Below are 24353 nucleotides of genomic sequence, written 5' to 3'. Positions count from 1 at the left end.
ATCGCGGCGTGAATTTCCCTGGTAATTGAGACTATCTTCATAGTCCGAGGAAATTAGATCTAGCCAGAGCGGACTTTCGAGTTGGTGTTTGTGATGGACTGCAAAGGGTCGGTAACTGCCGCTCGCTTCAATATTCGGTCCCATTGTGCTTGCAAAAAACTCGGCCAGCCGAGTGTCTGAACCTGGTGAAACATTGGCAACTGCAAACCAATGGAAATCAGTGGGTCTGATCCTCCAGCGGGATCAGCAATTGGTAACGCTCATCGTCCCGGAGGTAGCGAATGAATCGTTTGTAGACCGACTTGTTGCGCTCGAACTCCTTGCTCGGGGAGAAGCTCTGCGACTGGGATCCACACTTGCGCTGCAAAGCGTCCTTGTCGAGCTCGTGGTCCAGGTCCTCCAGCAGTGCAATGATGATGAGCCGCTGCCGAGGCTCGAGCTCATAGCGCTCGCCATCCATCCAGACACAGGATTGCGATTCAACGTACTTCAGGGTGGTCGTAGGTGTTGCCTCTGCCATGACCTGTGTGGCCGTGCTCGCGCTCTCATCAAAGAACTCGAACCGGCTCTGACTGATGCGCGCGGTCATGCCCAGAAAGCGAACATCAAAGCCCTCGATGGGTGATGCCGCTGGCAGCGGCAAATCGGTGCTGGTGAGCACGACGCTGGACTCGGTGGTTTTTTCCAGGCGAATCTGCTCACGAAGCCTGTATGCCACTTCGGGTTTGTAGAGCTGGCGCGCGAAATACCAGGTCACCGGCTTGGCCCTGCCCGACTGCGTTGTGCCCAGTCGCCAGATCTGCTCGTGATCAATCACTTTGTGACCAGCACTGCCTAGCCCCAAGCCCGAGGCAAGGTTGTTGACCAACTTGGGCAGTGAGACCTTGTGGTTGGTGCAGTAGTGCCTGGGCGCCGTGACGTCCACACACTCGGGACACATGAGCAGGATTTGATCGCTGGACAGGTCCCGAACGACCCGCGCCAGCTCCACACCGCACTCCGGGCAATTGATCCATTGGTTGGAACTGCCGAGCACCAACATTCGCTCCCGGATCAGGTGTGTGGCCGCATCACTGGACTGGCCAAACAAGGTCTGTCCGTCGATCTGCGGCTTGTCCATTTCGAGCAGGCGGCACAGGACCTGGGTTGAATTGATTTGCGCCTGGCTCATCAAGCCGCCATCTGTTCAAAGGCTTCAAAGTCGCCCGGCGCGTCTTCCACCTCGATCACATCCAGCGCTTTGAGCACTGACTGGGCGATCGCCTGATTGCGCTCGGAGAGGTTCTTGATGGTCGATGACCCGGACGATTGCACCCCAAAGCTGAAGTGTGCGTGCTTGCCCTTGGCGTCGGGCTTCATGTACACGATCAAGGTCGCCGAGGCCATGGCGTATTCGGCCTCAAAGTAGCTGCTGACCTTGAGCAGCGCCAACGCCTCCTGAATGGCATCGGGCTTGTCCATCTCAGGGGTGGCCTCGACCTGAACGGCCACACCTGCCCTGCCAATGGGCTTGAAGCGGGCACGGCGCAGGCGCACCTTCTCTACGCCAAGGGCAGACCAGTCCACAACAGGCTCAAACATGCCGTCGCGCAGCGCATTCAGACGGAATGACTTCTTCTCGATCTCCTCGGGCTCGATCTTCTGCCCCAGCACATGCTCCCCGAACAACTGAAGCACCGCTGCGTGGTTCTTGGCACCACCCCTGACGATGGACTCCACGATGCCTTGTGTGGGGTGGTACACCAGCGCCGTTTCAAGTGCAATTCGCGTGGTCACGCGGGTGAAGTTGCTCTGCTCAAAGTGGGCAATCGCGGTGACGGGGCCTTCCACGTAGATGGTCACCTGAACGCTGTTGTCCTTGGCGCGCTCGCTGACCTCGACGTGGCTGCTTTTGCCAGCGCCCACTTTCTTGTAGAGCTTGGTGACCTCTTCACAAAACGATTCAAGTTGCGCTCGGTCCCTGGAGAGCTTGAGCCCGGCAGGAATGAGATGCTTCTTCCAGAACTTGCCATTGGTCTTGGCCTGGAACGCAAGGTGCAGCTCGGCGTCACGGAATGCCTTGTCCCGAAAGGCCAGCATCCACAGAGCGATCTCGCGCTCGGTGCGGTTGTCGAACGCGGCCAGCGCCAGCGGATCATCGGCGCAGATGCAGCGGAACTCCTGCACCGCTTGCGCGTTGGACATGGAGTGGGCACGCTTCAAATCATCGTGCCAGAGCATGAGATCATGCTCCAGGTCTTTGCGCGCCTCAACCTCAAGGCCACCTTGCACCAGAGACTCTTCGAGCCGATCAAGCTCCTTGCCGACAAGGGCATGCAGCGTGTCGGCTGCGGCCTCCCAGTCGATGTTCAGCTTGGGGCTGATTTTGTGTTGTTGCGTGAACTCTCGCAGGGTGGGCATCGAGATATGACGCAAGAAGTGGCGGTCATTGAAAACTAGCATTTGTCGTCCTCCATCGTGTTTTTGAAAATAAGCAACCCCTCAGCGCTATCGCGCTGATTTTTTTATCTGTATGGTGAATTCGGGTGGACCTGGTATTAGGTCTAGTAACGCCTGACCAAACCCACAAGAATTCCTATGACCTGAAGACTGCCCTGGGGGTGAATCAGGGGGTACTTCTGGTTGTGGGGTTTGAGGGCGTATTGCCCCCTCTCCCGCACGAGCTCTTTCAAAGTGAACTCGTTGTCGACATTGGCAATCACGAAATCACCGGCCTTGGCCTTGCTTGATCGCTCAACTACGGCGAGGTCGCCGTCAAAAATGCCCGCTTCGATCATGGAGTCACCCTTGATGGGAATGACAAACGTCTCATTGGGCTTTTTGACCAGGTACTCGTCGAACACTAGCGGCTGGCTACCCACATCTATGGCCGACACCGGCACGCCTGCGGGCACCGATGCGTCAATCATGGGTCGTGCAAAAAAGCGACTGCCTGGAATCCAGGCATCGTCGTCAACTGTTCGCTCAACAAACCCCTCGTCTGCCAACCGCCCCATGAGCTTGACCGCAGCCGAGCGCGACGAAAACCCCAAAAGGGCTGCAATGCGCTGAAGGCTGGGAATGCGCCTGTTGCTGGCGTAGTAGTCCCTCAGCGACTGCAGGTGCTCGTCATCTCGGTTGGGTGTTCTCATGGATTAAATCGGGGTTTGGTGTTGATTTCGACACCATTTTAGAGAACAAATCGACACCATGCAAACATCCCCATTTTTGGGGGTTTGCAGCGCATATTGGCCCGCTTTTGGCGAATTTCCTGAGTTCGAAGCGGCACCTCCAGCAACGGCGCGTTGTGGGTCAGCCGTGAACTCTTGCAGCTATCGGGAAGGACAGCCTAGGGGTCGAAATTCAAAAATTTCTGCCCGTCCACAACCCCTGATCTCCCCATGATTGAAGTCACCTACAACGTCATCGACCCAGCTCAGATGACAGAGCACGAGCGCCAGCAAGAGGTCGCCCAGATCCTTGCTTTCGGGGTCATTCGCCTGTGTACCCAGGCTGCCCAGGAAATTGCGCAGAGAAAGCAGATTCAACTTGCTATGCCTGGCCACAAGAGCGTTCATACGGTTCCCAAAAACGCAGTCCGCAAGGGCGAGAAATAAGGAAACCGAATGACCGTTGAAAAGCAAAAATCACCCAAAAATCGCATGAGCCAATCTGTGCTGGCGCAGATCGCCAACCTGCCCTCCCTGAACATCAAAGAGCTCAATGCGCTTTGGTACAAGCTCTACGGCAAGGCGCCCACGGTGCAGCGTCGTCCCTATCTGGAGGGTCGCCTGGCCTATCGGATCCAGGAGCTGGAATACGCCCAGGTCAACCCGAGTCTGCTGGCCAGCAACGAAGCCCGGATCGAGAAACTCACAGCCAGTCTCAAGCCCCTGGCCAAGGTCCAGAAAAAGAAAGAGCCCTTCAAGCTGGTGCCCGGCACACGGCTCAAGCGCGACTTTCAGGGCAAGAGCTACGAAGTCAATGTGCAGTCTGACGGCACGTTTGAATACGAGGGACGCCCTTACACCAGCCTCACCGCTGTCTCGCAAGAAATCACCGGCCAAAAGTGGTCTGGACCAGCCTTTTTTGGTCTCAGCCGCAAGAGTGAAGCCGTCATTGGAGGTCGACGTTGATGGCGCGTGTTGAAGAAGCCTCTCGCCCAAGGGTGCGGTGTGCGGTGTACACCCGCAAATCTACTGAAGAAGGGCTGGAGCAGGACTACAACTCCATTGATGCCCAGCGTGACGCGGGGCAGGCCTACATTGCAAGCCAGCGCCATGAGGGCTGGATTCCTGTGGCTACAGACTACGACGACCCGGCCTACTCAGGCGGGAACATGGAGCGCCCTGCCCTCAAACGCCTGATGCAGGACATTCACGCCAAGCTCATTGATGTGGTCGTGGTCTACAAGATTGACCGGTTGACCCGCAGCCTGGCTGACTTTTCCAAAATGGTCGAAGTTTTCGACGCCCATGAGGTGTCGTTTGTCTCAGTCACGCAGCAATTCAACACAACCACCTCCATGGGGCGGCTGATGCTCAACGTCCTGCTCTCCTTTGCCCAATTTGAACGTGAAGTCACAGGCGAGCGCATCCGCGACAAGATCGCCGCCAGCAAGGCCAAAGGCATGTGGATGGGTGGCATCCCTCCCCTCGGATACGACGTGGTGGACCGCAAGCTGGTGATCAACGAGGACGAGGCGTGCATTGTGCGCAGGCTTTTTGGCGACTACACCCGTTCCAACTCCCTGACGATGCTGCTGCAACACCTCAGGGATGCGGGCGTGCGCACCAAGAGCTGGAAGACCCAGGATGGCGTTGAGCGTGCGGGAAAATTGATCGACAAGAGCAACCTCTACAAGATGCTCAACAACCCGATTTACTGCGGGGTAGTCCGCTTTAAGGGGCAGGAATACAAAGGTGAGCACAACGCCATCATCACCCAGGAGATGTGGGAAGCAGCGCAATCCAAGCTCAAGGGTGCGACTCGCGGCTGCCGAAAGGGGCAACGCAAGGGAACGCAGACGGCGTTGCTCAAGGGCCTGATCTTCACACCGGACGGTCATGCCTTGACCCCCTATGGCAAGAACAAACCAGGCACGCAGAAACAATATCGCTACTACCAGTCCATCCAGGACCAGAAGGTCAAGTCAAGGACCTCAGGGCTTCCCATGCTGCCTGCGGACGAGATTGAGAACGCTGTGATGGAACAGGTCAAACGGATCTTGCGCACCAGCGAGATTTCCCTGGATGTGCTCAAGGCCCTCAGGAATCTGAATAACCCGGTCACTGCACACCTGGACGAATTCCAGACATCCAATCTGATGGCCACGGTCGAACGGGTTTGGGATGCGCTCTACCCCATTGAGCAGCACCGCATCATGCATTTGATTGTTCAGAAAGTGGTTGTATCCCCCACTCGGCTGGACATCACCTTTCATCCATCAGGCATCGCCAACCTTGTCATCGAGGTTGCCAAAAAACCAATCGAGAAGGTTTGCGTATGAGACCGACCACTGTTGAACGCACCGACGAGCCTATGTTCTACCGAGCGCAGGATGGCTCCATCACGATCTCCATTCCCATGAAGATCAGGAAGTACAGTGGACGCAGCCAGGTTCTCCTGCCCAAGACCATCAACCACGCTGATTTCAAAGAGAAAGAGGAATTGACCATTCTTCAGGCTGCACTTGTAAGGGCCAGACGTTGGCAAAAGATGCTCGACACTGGAAAGTACAAGACCCTGCGGGAAATCTCGGTAGGCGAGAATGTGGACCCGAGTTACATGAGCCGCGTCATGAAACTCAACCTGCTAGATCCCGAAATCGTCGAACTGATCCTCAATGACGAGATGGAATGCACGACCAACTTCAATGACTTTTGTATTGACCTTCCGAGCACCTGGTCTGATCAATACACGCATGTCAAAGTCACTTCGTTTACCTAGTGAAGGTGACTGGCTAAGATTTCCCGAGTGCCAAAACGAAACGGCCCCGAAGGGCCGCATCGTGTGAGCGAGTCAGCTCATTTCTTCTTGTTCACGGCGGCCTTGAAGCCTGCGCCAGCAGAGAACTTGGGGACGGTGGCAGCTGCGATCTTCAGCTTCTCGCCAGTGCGGGGGTTCTTGCCAGTACGGGCAGCGCGCTTGGCGGCCTTGAAAGTACCGAAACCGATCAGTTGCACATCCTGCTTCTTGGCCACGGTCTTGACGATGGTCTCGAGTACGGCATTCAGGGCGCGGCCAGCAGCGGCCTTGGACAGTTCGGTTTCTTTGACGATCGCTTCGATCAGTTCAGCCTTGTTCACTCAGATCTCCTTGGTTATGAGGATAGCATTCTGGCAGATCAGGTTTCATCAGCCTGACTCAGCTTGGCAGCCACTTCCTTCTTGCCCATCTTGCGCACGGCAGAGATAGCGGCCAGCTGGCTTGCACGGGGCTTGGTCTTTCCTGTTTCCCAGTGATACACGCTTTGCTTTGTGCGGAGACACCCAACAGCTTGCCCATTTCAGCTGCACTGATGCCCAGCTTTTTGCGCAACGCAGCAAAGCCGGCAACTCGGAATCGCAGCGATGGGGAATCGCCACCCTTGTCCACTGCTTCAGGTTTCTGAGGATACCCACTAGGAGCTTTCTTGACGGCCGCTTCCAAGCTGACGATTCGGCGCCTGAGTGCCGCAATCTCAGAGCGGTACTGGGCTGATGCTTTTTTCAGGTCCTGAGTTTCAGCACGCACTTCTTTGCGGGCAATGGGGCTGATCTCACCTTTAATTTGCTGAGCGAAGTTTGACATCAAAGGGCTCCTCTGGTTTGAGAGAAATGGGATGGAGGATTCTCATCACAATCGATGGGTGTCAGATTGGTCGCTCATCGTATGGTGTTTTACCATCCCCGAAACGCTTGCTGATGTATTGTCGTAGCCACTGGTGGCCAGGATCTCTGTGCAAACGGCCGTGCCAGAACTGGTGGATCGCGCTTTGATCAACCTCGATGGGCAAATCGCGCTTGACCAGATCAAAGGGTTTGAGAATACGGTCGGCAAATCGCTCGGGCACCGTCGCAATTAGGTTCGAATGTTTCAACACATCCCCTAAGGCGACATAGTGTGGAACGGTGAGCCGAAATTTCCGGCGCAACCCTTCCTTATCTAGTGCCACATCCACCCGCCCGTGGCCAGTGCCAGCTGCCACGATTCGCACGTGCTCAGCCTCGGTGAAAGCACTGAGGGTGAGTCTGTGCTTGAGTTCAAGTGGATGCGATTTGCGCATCAAACAGATGTACTTTTGGTGAAACAGTGCCTGTTGATAGAAGCCCGCCTGCAACTGGGGCAGCAGTCCCATGGCCAAATCGATTCGGCCGGTCGACATGTCTTCCTTGAGCGAAGGGTGCGTGACGCTGACCACTTTCAGGGTTACCTCGGGTGCAATGGATGACAACTCATCCACCAACACCGGAAGGAAATACATCTCCCCAACATCGGTCATCGCAATCGTGAAGCTGCGGGTACTGTTGGCGGGATCGAAGGCTGCGCGAACGTTCAATGCCTGTTGCAGGCCGTCAAGAGCAATCGCAACGGGCTCCGCTAGTTGCAGCGCATAGGGTGTGGGTTCCATGCCGCCCTGGGTTCTCAGGAAAAGCTCATCGCCCAAACTGGCCCGCAAACGCCCCAAGGCGCTGCTGACCGCAGGCTGGCTCATCCCCAGAGTTTGGGCAACCGCCGAAACACGCTTGAGCAGCAGCAGGTGGTGAAACACCACCAACAAGTTCAGATCGAGCCGGGAGATGTCCATAATTATTTGATTTATGAATTTTAATTATACCAAAAATCCAGTTTACTTAATTGTGTGATGCCAGCATGATCTGCGTCAAGTTTTCAAGAGGAGACGCCATGCAAGAGCAAGCCATTCACTGGGAAAGGAACGACACCAGCCGTGTGCCTTTCGCCGTTTACACCAATGAGGACAGCCACAAAAAGGAACTGGAGCGGCTTTTTTATAAAAACCACTGGTCATATGTGGGCCTGGAAGCCGAGATTCCGAATCCTGGTGACTTCAAACGTACGGTCATCGGCGAACGTTCGGTGATCTTGACCCGCAGCCAGGATGGTCAGATTCATGTGGTGGAAAACGTGTGTGCCCACCGTGGCATGGCCTTCTGCCGTGAGCGCCATGGCAACAAAAAGGAACTGGTTTGCCCCTACCACCAGTGGAGCTATGCCCTGGACGGCAAGCTGCAAGGTGTTCCCTTCCGCCGAGGCGTGCGCCAGGACGGCAAAGTCAATGGCGGCATGCCGGCAGACTTTGATCCCAAAGACCACGGTCTGACCCAACTCAAAGTCGCAACGCGTGGCGGTGTGATCTTTGCCTCTTTCGACCAGAGTGTCGAGTCGCTCGAAGACTACATGGGGCCCACCATCCTGAAGTACTTTGACCGTCTCTTCAACGGCCGTAAGCTGACCATCCTGGGCTACAACCGCCAGCGCATTCCCGGCAACTGGAAGCTCATGCAGGAAAACATCAAGGACCCCTATCACCCGGGCTTGCTGCACACCTGGTTTGTGACTTTTGGTCTCTGGCGTGCAGACAACAAGTCGGAATTGCGCATGGACGCACACCATCGCCACGCAGCCATGATATCGACCCGCGGCACAGGCGGTCAGGCCAGTGGCGACAAGGCGCAAGTGACACAGGTCAGCAGCTTCAAGGAAAGCATGCAGCTTAACGACCCCAGCTTTCTGGACATCGTGCCTGAAGAGTGGTGGCGCATGGGTGATCAGATGCCCACCGCCGTGATGATGACGCTTTTTCCCAGCGTGATCTTCCAGCAACAGGTCAACAGCGTGTCCACCCGCCACATCCAGCCCGATGGCCACGGCGCCTTTGACTTTGTATGGACACATTTCGGGTTTGAGGACGACACCCCGGAAATGACGACCCGCCGACTGCGTCAGGCCAACCTGTTTGGCCCGGCAGGCTTTGTGTCTGCCGACGACGGCGAAGTGATTGAGTTCTCCCAAGACGCTTTTGAAACCAAGCAAGACCATCGCGCACTGGTGGAATTGGGTGGTCGCGACGTGGGCGAGACCGATCACATGGTCACGGAGACCTTGATCCGTGGCATGTACGAATACTGGCGCAAGGTGATGGGAGATTGATCATGGTGGACTTGCAAACCTGGTTTGGTATTCAGCAACTTTATGCCGATTACGCGATCGCGGTGGACAGTGGCCACTGGGACCAGTGGCCTGAGTTTTTCACAGAGCAGTGTGTTTACAAAGTGCAGCCTCGCGAGAACCATGAGCGCGGCTTTCCCTTGGCCACATTGTTCTTGACCAGCAAAGGCATGCTCAAGGACCGCGTCTATGGCATCACCGAAACCATCTACCACGACCCTTACTACCAGCGTCATGTGGTCGGGGCACCGATGGTGCGTAAGGTTGAAGAGGGGCGCATCCACAGCGAGGCCAACTACGCCGTCTTCCGCACCAAATACGACAAGGAAAGCACGGTGTTCAACGTGGGCCGCTACATCGACACCATCGTTCAAACCCCCGAGGGCTTCAAATTCGCCGAACGCATCTGCGTCTATGACAGCGAAATGATCCCCAACTCCATCATCTACCCGATTTGATCATGAGCAACTGGACCGATGTCGGCTCTGAAGCCGACCTGTTTGAAGGCGCTGGCATCGCCGTGGCACCTGAAGGCCATGACATTGCGGTGTTCAAGCTGGAAGACGGCGTTTATGCCATTGACAACCTGTGCAGCCATGGCAATGCCAAGCTGTGCGACGGCTTTGTTGAGGGCCACATGGTGGAATGCCCCTTTCATCAGGCCTTGTTCGATGTGCGTGATGGCACCGTCACCTGCGGCCCCGCCACTGAACCAGTCAAATCCTGGCCAGTCAAGATTGAAAACGGCCGGGTTTTTCTGAACCTGGTGACTTGAAGATCGATCAATCACCATGAGTTTTCAAATTTCGGTGGAGCCCAGTGGGCTCCACTTCCGCAATGAGGCTAACGAAACCTTGCTCGCCGCCGGCATTCGACAAGGCATTGGTTTGCCATACGGATGCAAGGATGGCGCATGCGGATCTTGCAAATGCAAAAAGGTTTCCGGCACCGTCGTCCATGGTCCGCACCAAGACAAGGCATTGTCAGAAGATGAGGAGGCTCAAGGGTTCGTGCTGACATGCTGCGCAACTGCGCTAAGTGATGTGGTGCTTGAATCCAGACTGGTTTCCAAAGAAGGCGGACTTCCCGTCAAAAAGATGCCCGTGCGTGTGGTTAGCCTTGAAAAGGTCTCCCATGACGTCATGGTGATGAGATTGCAGTTGCCGGGGACTGAACCCTTGAAGTTCAGAGCTGGCCAGTACATCGAGTTCATTCTGCGTGACGGCACACGCCGCAGCTACAGCATGGCCAATGCTCCTCACAAACTGGAGCAAAGTCCCCAGATTGAGTTGCATATCCGTCACATGCCAGGCGGCAAATTCACTGATCAGGTTTTCTCGACCATGAAGGAGAAAGATGTCCTAAGGGCCGAGGGGCCCTATGGCAGCTTTTACCTGCGGGAAGATTCGGATAAACCCATGGTCTTGCTGGCATCAGGTACGGGTTTTGCCCCGATCAAGGCCTTGATTGAACATATGCAGCATCAGGGAATCAAGCGGTCGGCCACCCTGTACTGGGGAGGACGTCGTCCTGACGATCTCTACATGTCGCAATGGGTTGAAGCGCAATGCGCTGCCATGCCAAACCTGACATACGTCCCCGTCATTTCCAACGCAGAAGCATCCGACAACTGGAAAGGCCGCACAGGATTTGTTCATCAGGCTGTTTTGGAAGATCACCCCGATTTATCAAATTTTCAGGTTTATGCATGCGGCGCTCCCGTCGTGATTGAGTCTGCACAACGGGACTACACCACCAAGGCAGGATTGCCGCAGGAAGAGTTCTATGCGGACTCGTTCACCTCCTCTGCAGACAAATAAGTCAGAACAGAGACATTTCCCTAAAAATTCACACCACGGACATTGACATGAGTGATCTTGGACGACTTGAAGACTTGCCCAAGCAATACGTGCAGGACCTGCGCGATCTGAACCTGGTGCCCCTGTGGCCCAGCCTGCGCGCCGTGCTGCCGCCCAAGGTTCCCACGCGCCAGACCCAACCCACGCACTGGGCCTACAGCACGCTCAAACCCTTGCTGCTGCAGGCGGGCGAGCTCACCCCAATTGAGAAAGCAGAGCGCCGCGTGCTGGTGCTGGCCAACCCCGGCCACGGCCTGGAGAACATGAAGGCCAGCCCCGCGATGTACCTGGGGATGCAACTTCTCTTGCCCAACGAATGGGCGCCCAGCCACCGCCACACACCGAATGCGGTGCGCATGATCGTCGAAGGCGAAGGCGCCTACACCACGGTGAACGGCGAGAAATGCCCCATGAGCCGCGGTGACCTGATCCTGACCCCCACCGGCCTGTGGCACGAGCACGGCCACGACGGTACCGACCCAGTGGTCTGGCTCGATGTCCTCGATCTGCCCCTGGTCTATTACATGGAGGCGAGCTACCACATCAACGGTGACCGCCAGACGATCGTCCCCGGCCGGGGCGATGTCCAGAACGTCCGCGCCGGCGTAGCACCCACCCGCATGTTTGAGCGCACCAGCAAGGCATACCCGATGCTGCGTTACCCGTGGGCAGACACCCGAGCCGCGTTGCTGGCCCTGGCTGCCGACGAGCCTGGGCAAGAATGCGTGCAGGTCACCTACATCAACCCCGAAACCGGTGGCGACGCCGAGAACATCCTGGGCTTTTACGCCCTGATGCTGCGCCCGGGCCAGAGCCTGCGCCTGCCGGCTCGCTCGCCCGCCCAGGTGTTCCACGTCATCGAAGGCCAGGTCGAAGCGGCCATCGCCGATAAGACGTTCAGCATGGTCGAAGCCGACACCTGCTGCGCTCCGGGTTACGAAGCCGTGACCCTCAGAAACTTGCGCGCCGATCAACCCTCCTTTGTCTTCATTGCCGATGAATCCCCGCTGCACCGCAAGCTGGGTGTTTACGAGAACCGCGGATAAACCACATGACTTCCTACCTCTTCAATCCCCCTGCCGTCCAGTCCCTGCCCATCTGCGGCAAAACCGAACGCTTCCCGATCAACCGCATCTTCTGCGTAGGCCGCAACTACCATGCACACGCCGTCGAAATGGGCCGTCCGGTGGACAAGTCTGTCGAGCAGGCCTTCTACTTCACCAAGTCGCCCCAGACCCTGGTGGACAGCGGCTCCACAGTGGCCTACCCGCCACGCACCAACAACTACCACTTTGAAATGGAACTGGTGCTGGCGATTGGCAAATCGGGTTTTCGCGTGAGCGAAGCTAACGCGCATGAACTGGTCTACGGCTACGCCGCCGGTCTGGACATGACCCGCCGTGATCTGCAGCTGGTGGCGCGCGACAAGGGCCGCCCCTGGGACACCGGCAAGGACATCGAACAGGGTTCCGTCTGCACCGAGATCGTGCCCATGCCCGGCGTGGTGATCGAGAAAGGCGCCATCGCGCTCGAAGTCAACGGTGCCACCAAGCAGTCGTCCGACGTGGACAAGCTGATCTGGAACATCCGCGAAATCATCGCCGACCTGTCCACCTACTACCACCTGCAACCCGGCGACCTGATCTACACCGGCACACCCGAAGGCGTGGGCGCTGTGGTGCCGGGCGACAAGATCACTGGCCGCGTAGAAGGCGTGGCTGAAATTGCTCTAACCATCGGCCCTGCCGAATGAACTTTTGTGAAATTGCAGTGAATCTTCAATTTTTTTAACAGGAGACAACCATGACACAACTCAATCGCCGCCAGATGCTCAGCCAGGGCGCAGCCCTCATAGGCACCGCCGCTTCTGGCCTGCTTGTTCCGCAGCATGCGCTCGCGCAAAGCGGCAAGATCCGCGTCGGCTTCATGCTGCCCTACACCGGCACCTTCGCACAGCTGGGCGTGGCCATTGAAAACGGCGTGCGCATGGCCATCAACGAACAGGGCGGCAAGCTCGGCGGCCGCGAGATCGAATGGTTCAAGGTGGACGATGAATCCGAACCGGCCAAGGCCATTGAAAACGCCAACAAGCTGGTGCAGCGCGACAAGGTGGATGTGCTAATCGGTACCGTGCATTCGGGCGTGCAGATGGGCATCCACCGCGTGGCGCGCGAGAGCGGCGTGCTCAACCTGATCCCCAACGCTGGTGTACACATCGCCACGCGCGCGCAGTGCGCGCCCAACGTCTTCCGCACAAGCTTCACCAACAGCCAGCCGACCATGGCGCTCGGTGAAGCCATGGTCAAGCGCGGCCACAAGAAGGCAGTATGGATTTCCTGGAAATACGCAGCCGGCGACGAGGCCTATGAAGGCTTCAAGGAAAGCTACACCAAGGCCGGCGGCACGATCATCAAGGAGCTCGGTCTGCCCTTCCCCAACGTCGAGTTCCAGGCCCTTCTGACCGAAATCGCCGCCCTCAAACCCGACGCCGTGGCCTGCTTCTTCGCGGGTGGTGGTGCTGCCAAGTTCATGAAAGACTACGCGGCTGCAGGGCTCAAGGACAAAATCCCGCTGTACGGCTCCGGCTTCCTGACCGAAGGCGTGATCGATGCCGCCGGTCCCGCTGCCGAAGGCGTACTGACCACCCTGCACTACGGTGATGGCATCGAGACCAAGCGCAACAACGAGTTCCGCCTGGCCTATGCCAAGACCTTCAAGATGCAGCCCGACGTGTACGCCGTGCAAGGCTACGACACCGGCCTGCTGCTGATCCAGGGCGCCAATGCCGTCAAGGGCGATCTGAGTAAGAAGGGCGAGCTCTACAAAGCGATGGAAGGCGCAACCATCGACAGCCCACGCGGCAAGTGGAGCATGAGCAAGTCCCACAACCCGGTGCAGGACATGTACCTGCGCCAGGTTGTCGGCAAGGAAAACAAGGTGATTGGCGTGGCCGCCAAAGCCTTGGCCGACTCAGGCGCTGGCTGCCGCTTGTAATTCCTGACCGCACCCACAGGAAGGGGGGGGGAGTTTTGTTGTGCAGCTCTCCCCTCCCGCATTGAGGCATATGAAAGGGCATTTGCTCTGATTATTTATGGACTTCGTCAATTTTTTGATCCAGCTCCTCAACAGCGTGCAATACGGCCTGTTGCTGTTCATGCTGGCCGCTGGCCTCACCCTGATCTTCGGCATCATGGGCGTGGTCAACCTGGCCCACGGCAGCTTTTACATGCTGGGGGCTTACCTGGCCTGGTCACTGGCTGGCATGCTGGGTAGCTTCACCCTGGCCATCATCGTCGGCACCGCGCTGTCGGTGGCCTTCGGCCTGCTGCTGGAGAAAGTGCTGTTCCGTTACTTCTACCACCGCGATCACCTTGACCAGGTGCTGCTGACCTTTGGCCTGATCTATGTGTTTGAGGAACTGCGATCCATGCTTTGGGGCGACGATGTGCACGGCCTGCAGGTGCCCGAGGCGCTGTCGGCCTCGATTGCGCTGACCGACACGCTGTCGTACCCGATCTACCGGCTCTTCATGTCGGGCATCTGCCTGCTGCTGGCTCTGGGCTTATACCTGCTGATTTCTAAGACCCGCCTGGGTATGAAGATCCGTGCGGGCGCTTTCAACCACGAGATGACCGAAGCGCTGGGGGTGAACATCAAGCTCATCCACGCGGTGGTGTTTGCTCTGGGCGTAGGACTGGCCTCGATCGCCGGCATGATCGCCGCACCGATTTCCAGCGTCTACCCCAATATGGGCTCACAGGTGCTGATCATGTGCTTTGTCGTGGTGGTGATCGGCGGCATCGGCTCGGTGCGCGGCGCCCTGATTTCGGCGCTGCTGGTCGGTCTTGTGGACACCTTCGGCAAGGTGCTGCTGCCGCAAGTCTCGGGCATGCTGGTCTATGTGCTCATGGCCGCGGTGCTGTTGTACAAGCCCGAAGGCCTCTTCAAGCAGTGAGAACCCCATGAGCGCTCCACAGATTCACATTGAAACCCTGCCCCGCAGTGTCCAGCTGTTGCTGGTGCTGGGCCTGCTGGCTTTGGCTGCCTTTCCCTTTGTCGGCTCGGACTTTTACATGTCCATGGTCAACCGCATGATGATCCTGGCCATCTTTGCCATGAGCCTGGATCTTCTGCAGGGCGTGACCGGCCTGGTGTCGCTGGGCCACGCGGCCTACTTCGGCATTGCCGGCTACGCGCTGGCCTTTGTCACGCCGGCCAACGAGCCCATCAGCCTGTATGCCAGTCTGCCGATTGCCGTGGGGGCTTCGGCCCTTGCTGCACTGGTCATCGGCTTTCTGGTCGTGCGTACGCATGGCATCTACTTCATCATGGTCACCATGGCCTTTGCACAGATGGTGTTCTATGTGTTTTTCGACAACAAGGCTCTCGGTGGCTCGGACGGCCTCTTCCTGAACTTCCGCCCTGATGCGGTGCTGATCGATCTGGAAAACAAGCGCGTGTTCTATTTCTTCACGCTGGGCTGCCTGGTGGCCGTCTACCTGTTCCTGCGCCGCGTGCTGTGGAGCCCCTTTGGCCGCTCGCTGGCCGGCATCCGTGTCAACGAGCACCGCATGCGGGCCCTGGGCTTTGGCACCTTCAGCCACAAGCTGGCGGCTTTCACCCTGGCTGGCGCCCTGGCTGGGCTGGCCGGCTTTCTGTGGGCCGCGCAGACCGGCTTCGTGAACCCCGAGCTCATGGGTTTCCACTTGAGTGCACACGCCATCATGATGGTGATCCTGGGCGGCATGGGCAATTTTGCCGGGGCCATCATCGGGGCCTTCTCCTTCGAGTACCTGCTGCACCTGTTCAAGGACTTGCCCGCGATCGGCAACTTCAACACCGGCAAGCACTGGCAGATGTGGATGGGCCTGTTCATCGTGGCCCTGGTCATCTTCGCGCCCAAGGGCATTCTGGGTCTGCTGGCCCGCGCCTTCGCGAAAAAGGAGGCCAACAATGAGTGATTCCAAAGTCCTGATGTCGGCCAAGGGCCTGACCAAGCGCTTTGGCGGCCTGGCTGCCGTGAATGACGTGTCGCTGGACCTGTGTCACGGCAAGCTGCACGCGGTGATTGGCCCCAACGGCGCCGGCAAGTCCACGCTGACCAACCTGCTCTCGGGTGACCTGCCGCCCACCAGCGGCAGCATCACGCTAGACGGCCACGACATCACCGGCTGGACGCCCGAAAAAATCTCGCGCCATCGCCTGGGCCGCAGCTACCAGAAGACCAACATCTTCCGCACCTTCACCGTCTGGGACAACGTTCGTCTGGCGGCGCAATCGCGTGTGCAGCCCCATCCGTTCAACCCGCTGGGCTGGCTGGGCAAAGCCGACAGCATGGTGGCCGTGAACGCCCGCGCCGAGCGCGCCATCGAACTGGCCGGCCTGCAAAGCCGCCGCCACACCATGGCGGGCGCGGCCAGCCACGGCGAGCAGCGCCAGCTCGAAATCGCCATGACGCTGGCCACCGAACCGGTGGTGCTTCTGCTGGATGAACCGCTGGCCGGCATGGGCGTGGCCGAGGCCGAACGGATGGTCGAGCTGCTGCTGCGCCTGAAACAGGACCACGCGATGATGCTGGTCGAACACGACATCGACGCCATCTTTGCCCTGGCCGACCACCTGACGGTGATGGTCAACGGCCAGGTGATCGCCAGCGACACGCCCGCCACTGTGCGCGCCGACCGCAATGTACAGGCCGCTTATCTGGGAGAGCATTGAAGTGAGCGACACCCTGATCCACGCCCACGGCATCCACACCTACTACGGCGCCAGCCACATCCTGCGCGGCATCGACTTCACGGTGGGCCGTGGCGAAACCATCGGCCTGATGGGCCGCAACGGCATGGGCAAGAGCACCCTGCTCAAGTCCATCATGGGCATCGTGCCGCCGCGCAAGGGCACCGTCGAGATCAAAGGCCAGCCCATGAACGGCCGCCCCACCTTCGAAGTGGCGCAGATGGGCATTGCCTACGTGCCCGAGGGCCGGGGCATCTTCGGCAACCTGAGCGTCGTCGAGAACCTGAAAATGGCCGCCCGAGCCGGCACCCGCGGCCAGCGCGACTGGACCTATGAACGCGTGCTGGAGACCTTCCCGCGCCTGAAGGAGCGTCTGGGCCATGGCGGCCAGCAGCTCTCGGGCGGCGAGCAGCAGATGCTGACCATCGGCCGCGCCCTCATGACCAACCCCGATGTGCTCATCCTGGACGAGGCCACCGAAGGCCTGGCCCCGCTGATCGCCCGCGAAATCTGGCGCATCTGCAGCGTCATCAAGGACAGCGGCATCAGCTCCATCATCGTGGACAAGAACTGGAAACACGTCACCCAGATCACCGACCGCAACGTCATTCTGGTCAAGGGCGAAGTCGTGTTCGAGGGCACGTCCGACGCGCTGCACACTGACCCCAGCGTGCTGGAACAACACCTGGGCGTCTGAGGATCGAATGATCTCCATTTTTTCGACAAACTTTTAGTCTTGCACGGACGACCAGAATGAAGCTCTACAACTTTTGGCGCAGCGGAACTTCTCACCGCACGCGCATCGCGCTCAACCTCAAAGGCTTGTCCGTTGAATACGTCGCTGTGCATCTTGGCAAGGAAGAGCATCTCAAAGACGAATTCAAGATGGTCAATCCGCAACAACTGGTGCCTGCTTTGGATACCGGCAGCGAGGTACTCCTCCAGTCGCCAGCCATCATCGAGTGGCTGGAGGAAAGGTTCCCAACACCCGCACTGTTGCCGCATGATCCACAGCGGCGCGCTCAAGTGCGCGCATTGGCTGCCATCGTTGGATGCGACATCCACCCGGTCAACAACCGCCGCATCCTTGAATACCTGCGAAAACTATTCGGTGCGAATGACGAGGCTATCAACCAATGGTGTGGCACTTGGATCGGTGCTGGCTTTGATGCCTATGAAGCTTTATTGAACGCCGACAGCCTGCGTGAACGCTTCAGCCATGGTGACACGCCCACCGTCGCCGACTGCTATCTGATTCCGCAAATCGAAAGCGCACGAAGGTTCAATGTAGATCTGACGAAATGGCCACTGATCATGAACGTGGAGAAGGCGTGCATGGAACTGGACGCGTTTCGCATGGCGGCACCCGCCGCACAGCCAGACGCGACATGACAGCCTTCCGCGATCTCGCCACCTTGAGAATTATTGTTGATCGATCACATTCTCAGGTGCGTAACGTTCGGTAACAGTCGCAGGTCCTTTGATTCGAGCCACTTCATGAATTCGCCATTCATCATGAGCCAAGAAGACCGCGTGATGTTGGCGCGCAGAAAGTATTTTGAAGAGGGAATTCTGCCTACGGGGATTGTGAGCGACTCCATTTTTCAATCATGGACGCGCTGCCACCGTGCGAATCAAAGACCACAGGAAAAAATTGAGTTTCAGCCTGTATCGGCCAGTAGAAGCCACTTGGCATTGCAGAAAAATTGGAAACTGCACGAGGCATGGCAATGTGAACTTCCATCGTTGTGGAGCGCCTTGGGCTCTGCCAATTGCTCAGCCATCCTGACCGATGCGTCGGGCGTTTTGATCGGTGCAACACCGGCATCTCAGCACGATCAAAAAATCATTTCGATAGCCCACAGGGTGGGTGTGAACCTCTCTGAAGAGCATGTGGGCACCACCGCCCCAGGCATTGTGGCCAGAACTGGCAAGCAGGCCTGTGTGCTCGGAGGAGAACACTACTACGACTCGGTGAAGTCGATGTACTGCACCGCAGCGCCCATTCGTAACATTCATGGGCAATTGGCAGGGATCCTCGATATCTCCAGCGAGGGCAGCCCATTCAAATTTGATCCCTCGGCAGTTGTCGGACTTTATGCTGCCTCGATTGAAAATCGCTTGCTGGCAGCTCAGTCGAACGAACATTTGGTTGTTTACTTCCAATTTGTACCCACGATCCTCGACACCCCTATGGTCGGTATGCTTGGCCTTGATCACACGGGAAAACTTGTGTGGGTCAACTCAATCGCCAGCAATCTCTTGGGCATTCAGCACGCACAAGAACACCGGCCATCGCTATGGGTAGAAGACATCTTCGATATCAATTTCTCTAATTTGGCTTCATTGGCCGGTGCTGGACTGAAAACTTTACGCTTGCGCAGCGGACTGCAAATTTACATGCGCTGTGATTTCTATCTGAATGGCCGCGCACATCTGGAAATCTCCAGTCCAATGCATTGCGACTCGGAGTATGGCGACATAGCTCTTGGCCAAACTATCCCGACTGAAACAATTGCATCTCCTTCAATCAACGCTGAAGCATTGATAGAAAAGGCCGCCAGTTTGAAACAAGCTGATGCCGATTTGATCCAGAAGGTTCTCAGGGAGTGCAAAGGCAATGTCTCACAAGTGGCGAAATTGCTCAAAGTCTCTCGTGGACTGATATACAGGCGGATGACAGCACTTGGCATTGACCCCAAAGACTTCAAAACGTAAGCGCTGCTCGCGCTGATCTACCGCCTCTGCGAATTCAGCGGTTGAAATAACGCTTTACCCGAGGGACGAAGCTGTAGTACGTCCAAAGCTCTCTACCCCCAGCTCGATCCTGTTGCCAGCCCACCGGGCTGTTCTGTCTTGGAACAATTTGGACTAGGGGAAATCCCGATATACGAAGAATTCCAACGAATTCCTAAAGTCGCTGCCTGTGGCTATTGGAGCGATGCGCTCCTCCAGAGGAGACATATTCGTCATCGACCAACAGGAATTCAAAATGACCCAACATATCGACACATACAGCGAACCCAACGACGGCTTGCTTGAACGATTGGAGCGTGCACTGATTGCTGGTCGCCTCGATCGCCGTGGCTTCATGCGCGCGGCTGCTGCGACCGGCTTTGGCCTAACTGGCTTAGGTGTTTTGGCCGACGAGCTGGATGCGGTTCGTGCCAACCAAAAGGAGCGCGGTGCCAACCTCAAAGCATCCTACGATTACGTGGTGGTTGGCACGGGTACAGCAGCCTGCGCCCTGGTGGGCAGGCTTGCAACACGCAAAGACGCTTCCATTCTCATGATCGAGGCAGGCGACTGGGACACCGCCCCATCCGTTCAAGATCCCAGTGTCTGGTTCACCAATCTGGGAACAGAACGTGATTGGGGTGACGTAGCGATCGCATCCCCCAGCACCAATAACCGCGCCATTCCAGAGCACATGGCCCGCGTGGTGGGTGGTGGCAGCAGCATCAACGCCACCATTTGGGCCCGACCCTTCAAAGACGATCTGGACCACTGGGCCAGCGTCAGCGGTGACAAGGACTGGAACTACGAATCAGGTTTGGCAATTTTTCGCCGGGTTGAAAACTGGCAAGGCAAGGCTGACGAGAGGTATCGCGGCAAAGGCGGCCCCGTTTGGTGTCAGCCAGCCCACAACCCACACCCCCTCGCACCGGCAATGCTCCAAGCCTGCAAATCACTGGGATACACCGTATTCGAGGATCAAAACGGAAAACGCGAAGAAGGTAATGTCGGATTTGCCCTGATGAATCAAATCATCCGGGAAGGCCGCCGCCAGAACATGGCCCGCTCCTACCTCTATCCGGTTCTTTCTCGCCCCAATGTGACGGTCATCGTCAATACCCATGTAGATCGACTGGTGCTCTCTGGTACCAAAGTCACAGGCGTGCAAATCAATCGCGGTGGCACACAAAGTGTGGTGGGTGCAAACACCGAAGTGATTCTGTGCTCGGGTGGCATCAACACACCGAAGCTGCTCATGCTCAGCGGCATCGGTGATGACGCTCAACTTCGTCAACATGGCATCAAGACCGTTGTTAACGCAACAGAGGTCGGTAAGAACTTCCAGGATCACCTGCTGCACGGTGGCTGCATCTTTGAACCCAAAGAGCACATTCCTCACCGCAACAGCGCTGCCAACGCCGCTGGTTTCCTAAAGAGCAAAGCCTCCTTGGCTTCTCCTGATGTCAACATCGTACAAATTGAACTGCCCTACGCCTCGGATGTGGTGGCCAAACAGTACACCCCACCCAACACGAGCTGGGCTTTGTGCGCAGGTCTGGTGGCACCCAAGAGCCGTGGCGAGATCAAATTGCGCTCCGCCGATCCCAAAGACCGCCCGGTGGTGGATGCTCGCTTCCTCAGCCATCCAGACGATGTGAAAGCACTGGCTTATGGCATCGAGGTGAGCCGAGAAATTGCCAACTCAGCGGCGATGAAAGACTTCGTCAAGCGTGAAGTCGCACCCGGCAAGAAACTGCAGGGTAAAGAAATGGAAGACTTTGTGCGCAACGGAGCTACGACCTACTTCCACCAGTCCGGCACATGCCGCATGGGCAAAGACAGCAAAGCAGTTGTTGACTCGAAACTGCGCGTCAATGGCGTGCAAGGTCTGCGCATCGCCGACAGCTCCATCATGCCCCGCATCGCTGGCGTTGCCACCATGGCCACTTGCGTTCTGATCGGTGAGCGGATGGCCGACATCTTGACCGCAAAAGCTTGAGAACGACGTTAATACGGCTCAACACTATGCTGAATTTAATCAAAAGCTTCTTTATCAACCACCAACCTGAGGAGTCTGCTCTCATGAAAGCCCAATTGCTCATCGACAACCAGTGGGTCAATGCCGAAAACGATGCAAAATTTGAGCGTCGTCATCCCGTCAGCAATGCCTTGGTTACCGAGGCTTCTTCGGCCAGCGTGGCCGATGCCAAAAAAGCCGCCGAGTCAGCACACGCCGCATTCAAGGCCTGGCGCAATTCGCCCCCCAGCGAGCGTCGTCGTTTGCTGCTGAAAGCTGCTGACATTCTGGAATCGAAAACCCCGCAGTTCATCGAAATCATGGCTGCCGAAGTGGGCGCCTCGCCCCTCTGGGCTGGTTTCAACGTTCATCTGGCTGCCAACGTCTTCCGCGAAGCAGCTGCTTTGGCCACTCAGATTCAAGGCGAGACCATCCCAACCGACAAGCCCGGAGCACTTTCGATGACATTGCGCCAACCGGTTGGCGTCATCCTGAGCATCGCGCCCTGGAACGGCACGGTGGTTCTGGCGGCCCGCGCGATCGCCTATCCTTTGGTATGTGGCAACAGCGTGGTGTTCCGTGGCTCTGAAGCCAGCCCGCGCACGCACGCTTTGGTCTCTGAAGCGCTGGTGGAAGCCGGATTCCCTGCGGGTGTGCTCAATTACCTGAGCAACTCTCCACAATCCGCACCGGAAGTGGTCGATGCATTGATTGCCCACAAAGCCATTCGCCGCATCAACTTCACGGGTTCCACCCGCGTGGGTCGTATCGTGGCTGAAAAAGCGGCCAAGCAGCTCAAGCGTTGCTTGCTTGAACTGGGCGGAAAGTCACCTTTGGTGGTGTTGGATGATGCGAATGTCGATGAGGCAGTCAAGGCCGCTGTTTTCGGCTCGTTCCTGTACCAAGGTCAAATTTGCATGTCGACCGAACGCTTGATCGTGGACGAAAAAGTCGCTGACGAATTCGTGGCGAAGTTTGCTGCCCGTGCCAAAGAATTGGTTGCCGGTGATCCAGCCGTCAATCCTGCATGTATCGTGGGCCCGATGATCAATCCTTCCTCCGGCGCCCGCATCAACGACATGCTGCAAGATGCACTGAACAAAGGAGCCAAGGTGGTTTGTGGTGGCGTTGCCGACGGCGCCGTGATGCCCGCCACTATCCTGGATCATGTCAACTCCAGCATGAAGATTTACGACGAAGAAACCTTCGGCCCGATCACCGTGGTGGTTCGTGTCAAGAGCGCGCAAGAGGCGATTGCGGTCGCAAACGACAGCGCTTATGGCCTCTCTTCCGGCGTATTCGGCCGTGATGTGAACCGTGCACTCGCAGTGGCCATGGAATTGGAATACGGCTCTGTGCACGTGAATGGCTCTACCGTTCAGAACGAGGCTCAAGCCCCTTATGGCGGCACCAAGGACAGCGGCTACGGCCGTTTCGATGGACGAGCCGTCATTGACGAGTTCACCGAACTCAAGTGGCTGACCATTGAACCTCAAGAGCAGCAGTACCCATTCTGATTGACGTCAATCTCTGGTCAATACAAGGCGGCCTATGGTCGCCTTGTTTCGTTAGACATTCAAGTACTTGCCTGAACGTCATAAAAAATGGGCTGCAGCAACACACTGCAGCCCATTTTTATTGCTGCAGCGACAGTCGTTTTACTGATTGCCAGAAAGAAGGGGTATTCACTGAAAATTCCTGGCCGCGAAAGACTGCCGCTTGTGGTTGCTGCGCTCAGCTACATGTTCGTCTGGCATATCGCCAGCACTTATGCGGCAATTCTGTTGCCTTCAGGACAAGCCGCATTGCTGGGGTTCACCATGCCAATTTGGACGATGTTGCTTTCATGGTTGGCCCTTGGCGAAAGGCCTTCCCTCCGGCTCTTTGTGGCCGTAGCGCTGGCTGCCTTAGGTGTGGGTGTTCTGGCTGCAGGCGCTTGGGAGGCGTATGCTTCGGCTCCCTTGGGCTTTTTATGCGGCCTTAGCGCCGCCATGGGTTGGGCCATTGGGACATTGGTGATACACCGCGCCCAGCTCACAACACCATCGATCGTCGCCACCGGCTGGCAACTCATGATTGCTGGCATTCCTGTCAGCGCGATAGCGCTGATTCACGGCAGAGGTGAATTTTTCATTCCCCACTGGACTACTGCACTTGTTATCGGATACATCACCTTGATACCCATGAGCTTAGGCAATATCGCATGGTTTCAGATCGCAAGTAATTTGCCAGCAACAGTCTCTGGCATAACGACGGTCATGATTCCAATCGTGGCCATGGTCACAGGCGCGATATTTTTTGACGAACCGTTTGGCATAGTGCAAATGTTTGCAATGGCCAGTTCAGCTTGTGCTGTTGCCATTGCTCTCAGCAACAGGCGGTGAGGCTCACTTTTAAAGACTACTGAAGGTGATCATTAGCCCAAATATCGGCCCCCTACTCCCAATTCCCACACAACACATTGAGCAAGGCGCCTCGTGGACTTTAAAAAAAGAATCCTAATTGCGTACGCATATTCCGTATCCTTTGAGCAAGCAATCACCATAAACCATAAGCACTTATTGTACGGTTTTGTGTTTTTTGCCAATATTGGGTAGGCAGTGTGTCAAAAGGAAAGGGTGTCTGGAGAACTCTCGTAAGTCCTTGATTTATAAGGACTGGACTTGTGGACACGGCATTCTCCTGTCCACGAGAAATGGAGAATAGAGAGCAAAATTTCCTGAAAAACGGTGTTTTTTAGGGTCGCCACTAAGGTCCGTGTCCACGAGCCAAAATGGCGAAAACCCCGCAGAGACTGGGCCTCAGCGGGGTTTCCAAAAAGTGAGAGAGTGTTTTTCTCACAAAGCATATGGTGG

At 57.0% G+C, this 24353-nt stretch carries 26 protein-coding genes; 20 read left to right on the top strand and 6 right to left on the bottom strand.

The window, feature by feature from the left end:
- Positions 1-217: 217 nt before the first annotated feature.
- The 3 genes from Q1W40_RS09075 to Q1W40_RS09065 all read right to left on the bottom strand — a co-directional run bounded on the left by Q1W40_RS09075 (position 218) and on the right by Q1W40_RS09065 (position 3131).
- Entirely contained in the window at positions 218-1171 is a 954-nt protein-coding gene (locus Q1W40_RS09075; protein WP_300711114.1) for a hypothetical protein, read from the bottom strand.
- Positions 1171-2442: a glycine hydroxymethyltransferase gene (locus Q1W40_RS09070; protein WP_300711112.1), complete on the bottom strand. Its 1272-nt coding sequence runs from the start codon at positions 2440-2442 to the stop codon at positions 1171-1173. The genes Q1W40_RS09075 and Q1W40_RS09070 overlap by 1 nt, the downstream gene beginning before the upstream one ends.
- A gap of 101 nt (positions 2443-2543) precedes the next feature.
- Positions 2544-3131 (bottom strand): S24 family peptidase, encoded by a 588-nt coding sequence (locus Q1W40_RS09065; RefSeq protein ID WP_300711110.1) that lies wholly within the window; start codon positions 3129-3131, stop codon positions 2544-2546.
- A 249-nt stretch (positions 3132-3380) separates the two neighbouring features.
- Between Q1W40_RS09065 and Q1W40_RS09060 the strand changes: the two genes are divergently transcribed.
- From Q1W40_RS09060 to Q1W40_RS09045, 4 genes are read left to right on the top strand one after another with little or no spacing between them, the layout of a single operon-like run.
- Positions 3381-3596: a hypothetical protein gene (locus tag Q1W40_RS09060; protein WP_300711109.1), complete on the top strand. Its 216-nt coding sequence runs from the start codon at positions 3381-3383 to the stop codon at positions 3594-3596.
- A gap of 45 nt (positions 3597-3641) precedes the next feature.
- A complete protein-coding gene (locus tag Q1W40_RS09055) occupies positions 3642-4115 on the top strand; it encodes a DUF2924 domain-containing protein (protein ID WP_300711108.1) in 474 nt (157 codons plus the stop codon).
- Positions 4115-5488 carry a recombinase family protein gene (locus tag Q1W40_RS09050; RefSeq protein ID WP_300711106.1) on the top strand — a complete coding sequence of 458 codons (1374 nt, stop codon included), beginning with the start codon at positions 4115-4117 and terminating at the stop codon, positions 5486-5488. The genes Q1W40_RS09055 and Q1W40_RS09050 overlap by 1 nt, the downstream gene beginning before the upstream one ends.
- Complete coding sequence (locus tag Q1W40_RS09045; RefSeq protein ID WP_300711104.1) at positions 5485-5928, top strand: hypothetical protein; 444 nt, start codon at positions 5485-5487, stop codon at positions 5926-5928. Before Q1W40_RS09050 ends, Q1W40_RS09045 begins: the two co-directional genes overlap by 4 nt.
- Before the next feature lie 77 nt (positions 5929-6005).
- Here the strand turns inward: Q1W40_RS09045 and Q1W40_RS09040 are convergent, their stop codons facing one another.
- From Q1W40_RS09040 to Q1W40_RS09030, 3 genes are all read right to left on the bottom strand, one after another.
- Entirely contained in the window at positions 6006-6287 is a 282-nt protein-coding gene (locus tag Q1W40_RS09040; protein ID WP_300711102.1) for an HU family DNA-binding protein, read from the bottom strand.
- Positions 6288-6345: 58 nt separating this feature from the next.
- On the bottom strand, positions 6346-6771 hold the full coding sequence (locus Q1W40_RS09035) for a hypothetical protein (RefSeq protein ID WP_366146334.1): 426 nt from the start codon (positions 6769-6771) through the stop codon (positions 6346-6348).
- Positions 6772-6832: 61 nt separating this feature from the next.
- Positions 6833-7768, bottom strand: a complete 936-nt coding sequence (locus Q1W40_RS09030; protein WP_300711100.1) for a LysR family transcriptional regulator — start codon at positions 7766-7768, stop codon at positions 6833-6835.
- 98 nt (positions 7769-7866) lie between these two features.
- Between Q1W40_RS09030 and Q1W40_RS09025 the strand changes: the two genes are divergently transcribed.
- The 16 genes from Q1W40_RS09025 to Q1W40_RS08950 all read left to right on the top strand — a co-directional run bounded on the left by Q1W40_RS09025 (position 7867) and on the right by Q1W40_RS08950 (position 23882).
- Positions 7867-9132 carry an aromatic ring-hydroxylating dioxygenase subunit alpha gene (locus tag Q1W40_RS09025; protein ID WP_300711098.1) on the top strand — a complete coding sequence of 422 codons (1266 nt, stop codon included), beginning with the start codon at positions 7867-7869 and terminating at the stop codon, positions 9130-9132.
- A 2-nt stretch (positions 9133-9134) separates the two neighbouring features.
- A complete protein-coding gene (locus Q1W40_RS09020; RefSeq protein WP_300711097.1) occupies positions 9135-9608 on the top strand; it encodes an aromatic-ring-hydroxylating dioxygenase subunit beta in 474 nt (157 codons plus the stop codon).
- Between the two features lie 2 nt (positions 9609-9610).
- Positions 9611-9925 carry a non-heme iron oxygenase ferredoxin subunit gene (locus Q1W40_RS09015; RefSeq protein WP_300711095.1) on the top strand — a complete coding sequence of 105 codons (315 nt, stop codon included), beginning with the start codon at positions 9611-9613 and terminating at the stop codon, positions 9923-9925.
- 16 nt (positions 9926-9941) lie between these two features.
- On the top strand, positions 9942-10970 hold the full coding sequence (locus Q1W40_RS09010; RefSeq protein WP_300711093.1) for a CDP-6-deoxy-delta-3,4-glucoseen reductase: 1029 nt from the start codon (positions 9942-9944) through the stop codon (positions 10968-10970).
- Between the two features lie 47 nt (positions 10971-11017).
- The gene (locus Q1W40_RS09005) at positions 11018-12055 is read left to right on the top strand and encodes a cupin domain-containing protein (protein ID WP_300711091.1); all 1038 of its coding nucleotides are present in this window, start codon (positions 11018-11020) and stop codon (positions 12053-12055) included.
- Between the two features lie 5 nt (positions 12056-12060).
- Positions 12061-12762, top strand: coding sequence for a fumarylacetoacetate hydrolase family protein (locus Q1W40_RS09000; RefSeq protein WP_300711089.1), 702 nt, complete (start codon positions 12061-12063; stop codon positions 12760-12762).
- A 50-nt stretch (positions 12763-12812) separates the two neighbouring features.
- Positions 12813-14003 (top strand): ABC transporter substrate-binding protein, encoded by a 1191-nt coding sequence (locus Q1W40_RS08995; RefSeq protein ID WP_300711087.1) that lies wholly within the window; start codon positions 12813-12815, stop codon positions 14001-14003.
- Positions 14004-14100: 97 nt separating this feature from the next.
- A complete protein-coding gene (locus Q1W40_RS08990; RefSeq protein ID WP_300711085.1) occupies positions 14101-14964 on the top strand; it encodes a branched-chain amino acid ABC transporter permease in 864 nt (287 codons plus the stop codon).
- A 7-nt stretch (positions 14965-14971) separates the two neighbouring features.
- The gene (locus Q1W40_RS08985) at positions 14972-15970 is read left to right on the top strand and encodes a branched-chain amino acid ABC transporter permease (RefSeq protein ID WP_300711083.1); all 999 of its coding nucleotides are present in this window, start codon (positions 14972-14974) and stop codon (positions 15968-15970) included.
- Positions 15963-16727 carry an ABC transporter ATP-binding protein gene (locus tag Q1W40_RS08980; RefSeq protein WP_300711081.1) on the top strand — a complete coding sequence of 255 codons (765 nt, stop codon included), beginning with the start codon at positions 15963-15965 and terminating at the stop codon, positions 16725-16727. The genes Q1W40_RS08985 and Q1W40_RS08980 overlap by 8 nt, the downstream gene beginning before the upstream one ends.
- Positions 16696-17442 carry an ABC transporter ATP-binding protein gene (locus Q1W40_RS08975; protein WP_300711079.1) on the top strand — a complete coding sequence of 249 codons (747 nt, stop codon included), beginning with the start codon at positions 16696-16698 and terminating at the stop codon, positions 17440-17442. The genes Q1W40_RS08980 and Q1W40_RS08975 overlap by 32 nt, the downstream gene beginning before the upstream one ends.
- A 56-nt stretch (positions 17443-17498) precedes the next feature.
- Complete coding sequence (gene maiA / locus Q1W40_RS08970; RefSeq protein ID WP_300711077.1) at positions 17499-18137, top strand: maleylacetoacetate isomerase; 639 nt, start codon at positions 17499-17501, stop codon at positions 18135-18137.
- 105 nt (positions 18138-18242) lie between these two features.
- Positions 18243-19463 (top strand): helix-turn-helix domain-containing protein, encoded by a 1221-nt coding sequence (locus tag Q1W40_RS08965; RefSeq protein ID WP_300711075.1) that lies wholly within the window; start codon positions 18243-18245, stop codon positions 19461-19463.
- Positions 19464-19686: 223 nt separating this feature from the next.
- Entirely contained in the window at positions 19687-21480 is a 1794-nt protein-coding gene (locus Q1W40_RS08960; protein ID WP_300711072.1) for a GMC family oxidoreductase N-terminal domain-containing protein, read from the top strand.
- A gap of 83 nt (positions 21481-21563) precedes the next feature.
- The gene (locus Q1W40_RS08955; RefSeq protein ID WP_300711070.1) at positions 21564-23015 is read left to right on the top strand and encodes an aldehyde dehydrogenase; all 1452 of its coding nucleotides are present in this window, start codon (positions 21564-21566) and stop codon (positions 23013-23015) included.
- 87 nt (positions 23016-23102) lie between these two features.
- On the top strand, positions 23103-23882 hold the full coding sequence (locus Q1W40_RS08950; protein ID WP_300711068.1) for a DMT family transporter: 780 nt from the start codon (positions 23103-23105) through the stop codon (positions 23880-23882).
- The last annotated feature ends 471 nt before the right edge of the window (positions 23883-24353 follow it).

It is taken from the genome of Limnohabitans sp. (assembly GCF_030158565.1).
Lineage (GTDB): Bacteria > Pseudomonadota > Gammaproteobacteria > Burkholderiales > Burkholderiaceae_C > Limnohabitans_A.
The sequence above is the reverse complement of the archived record's forward strand: the minus strand, read 5'-3'. Positions and strand labels throughout refer to the sequence as shown.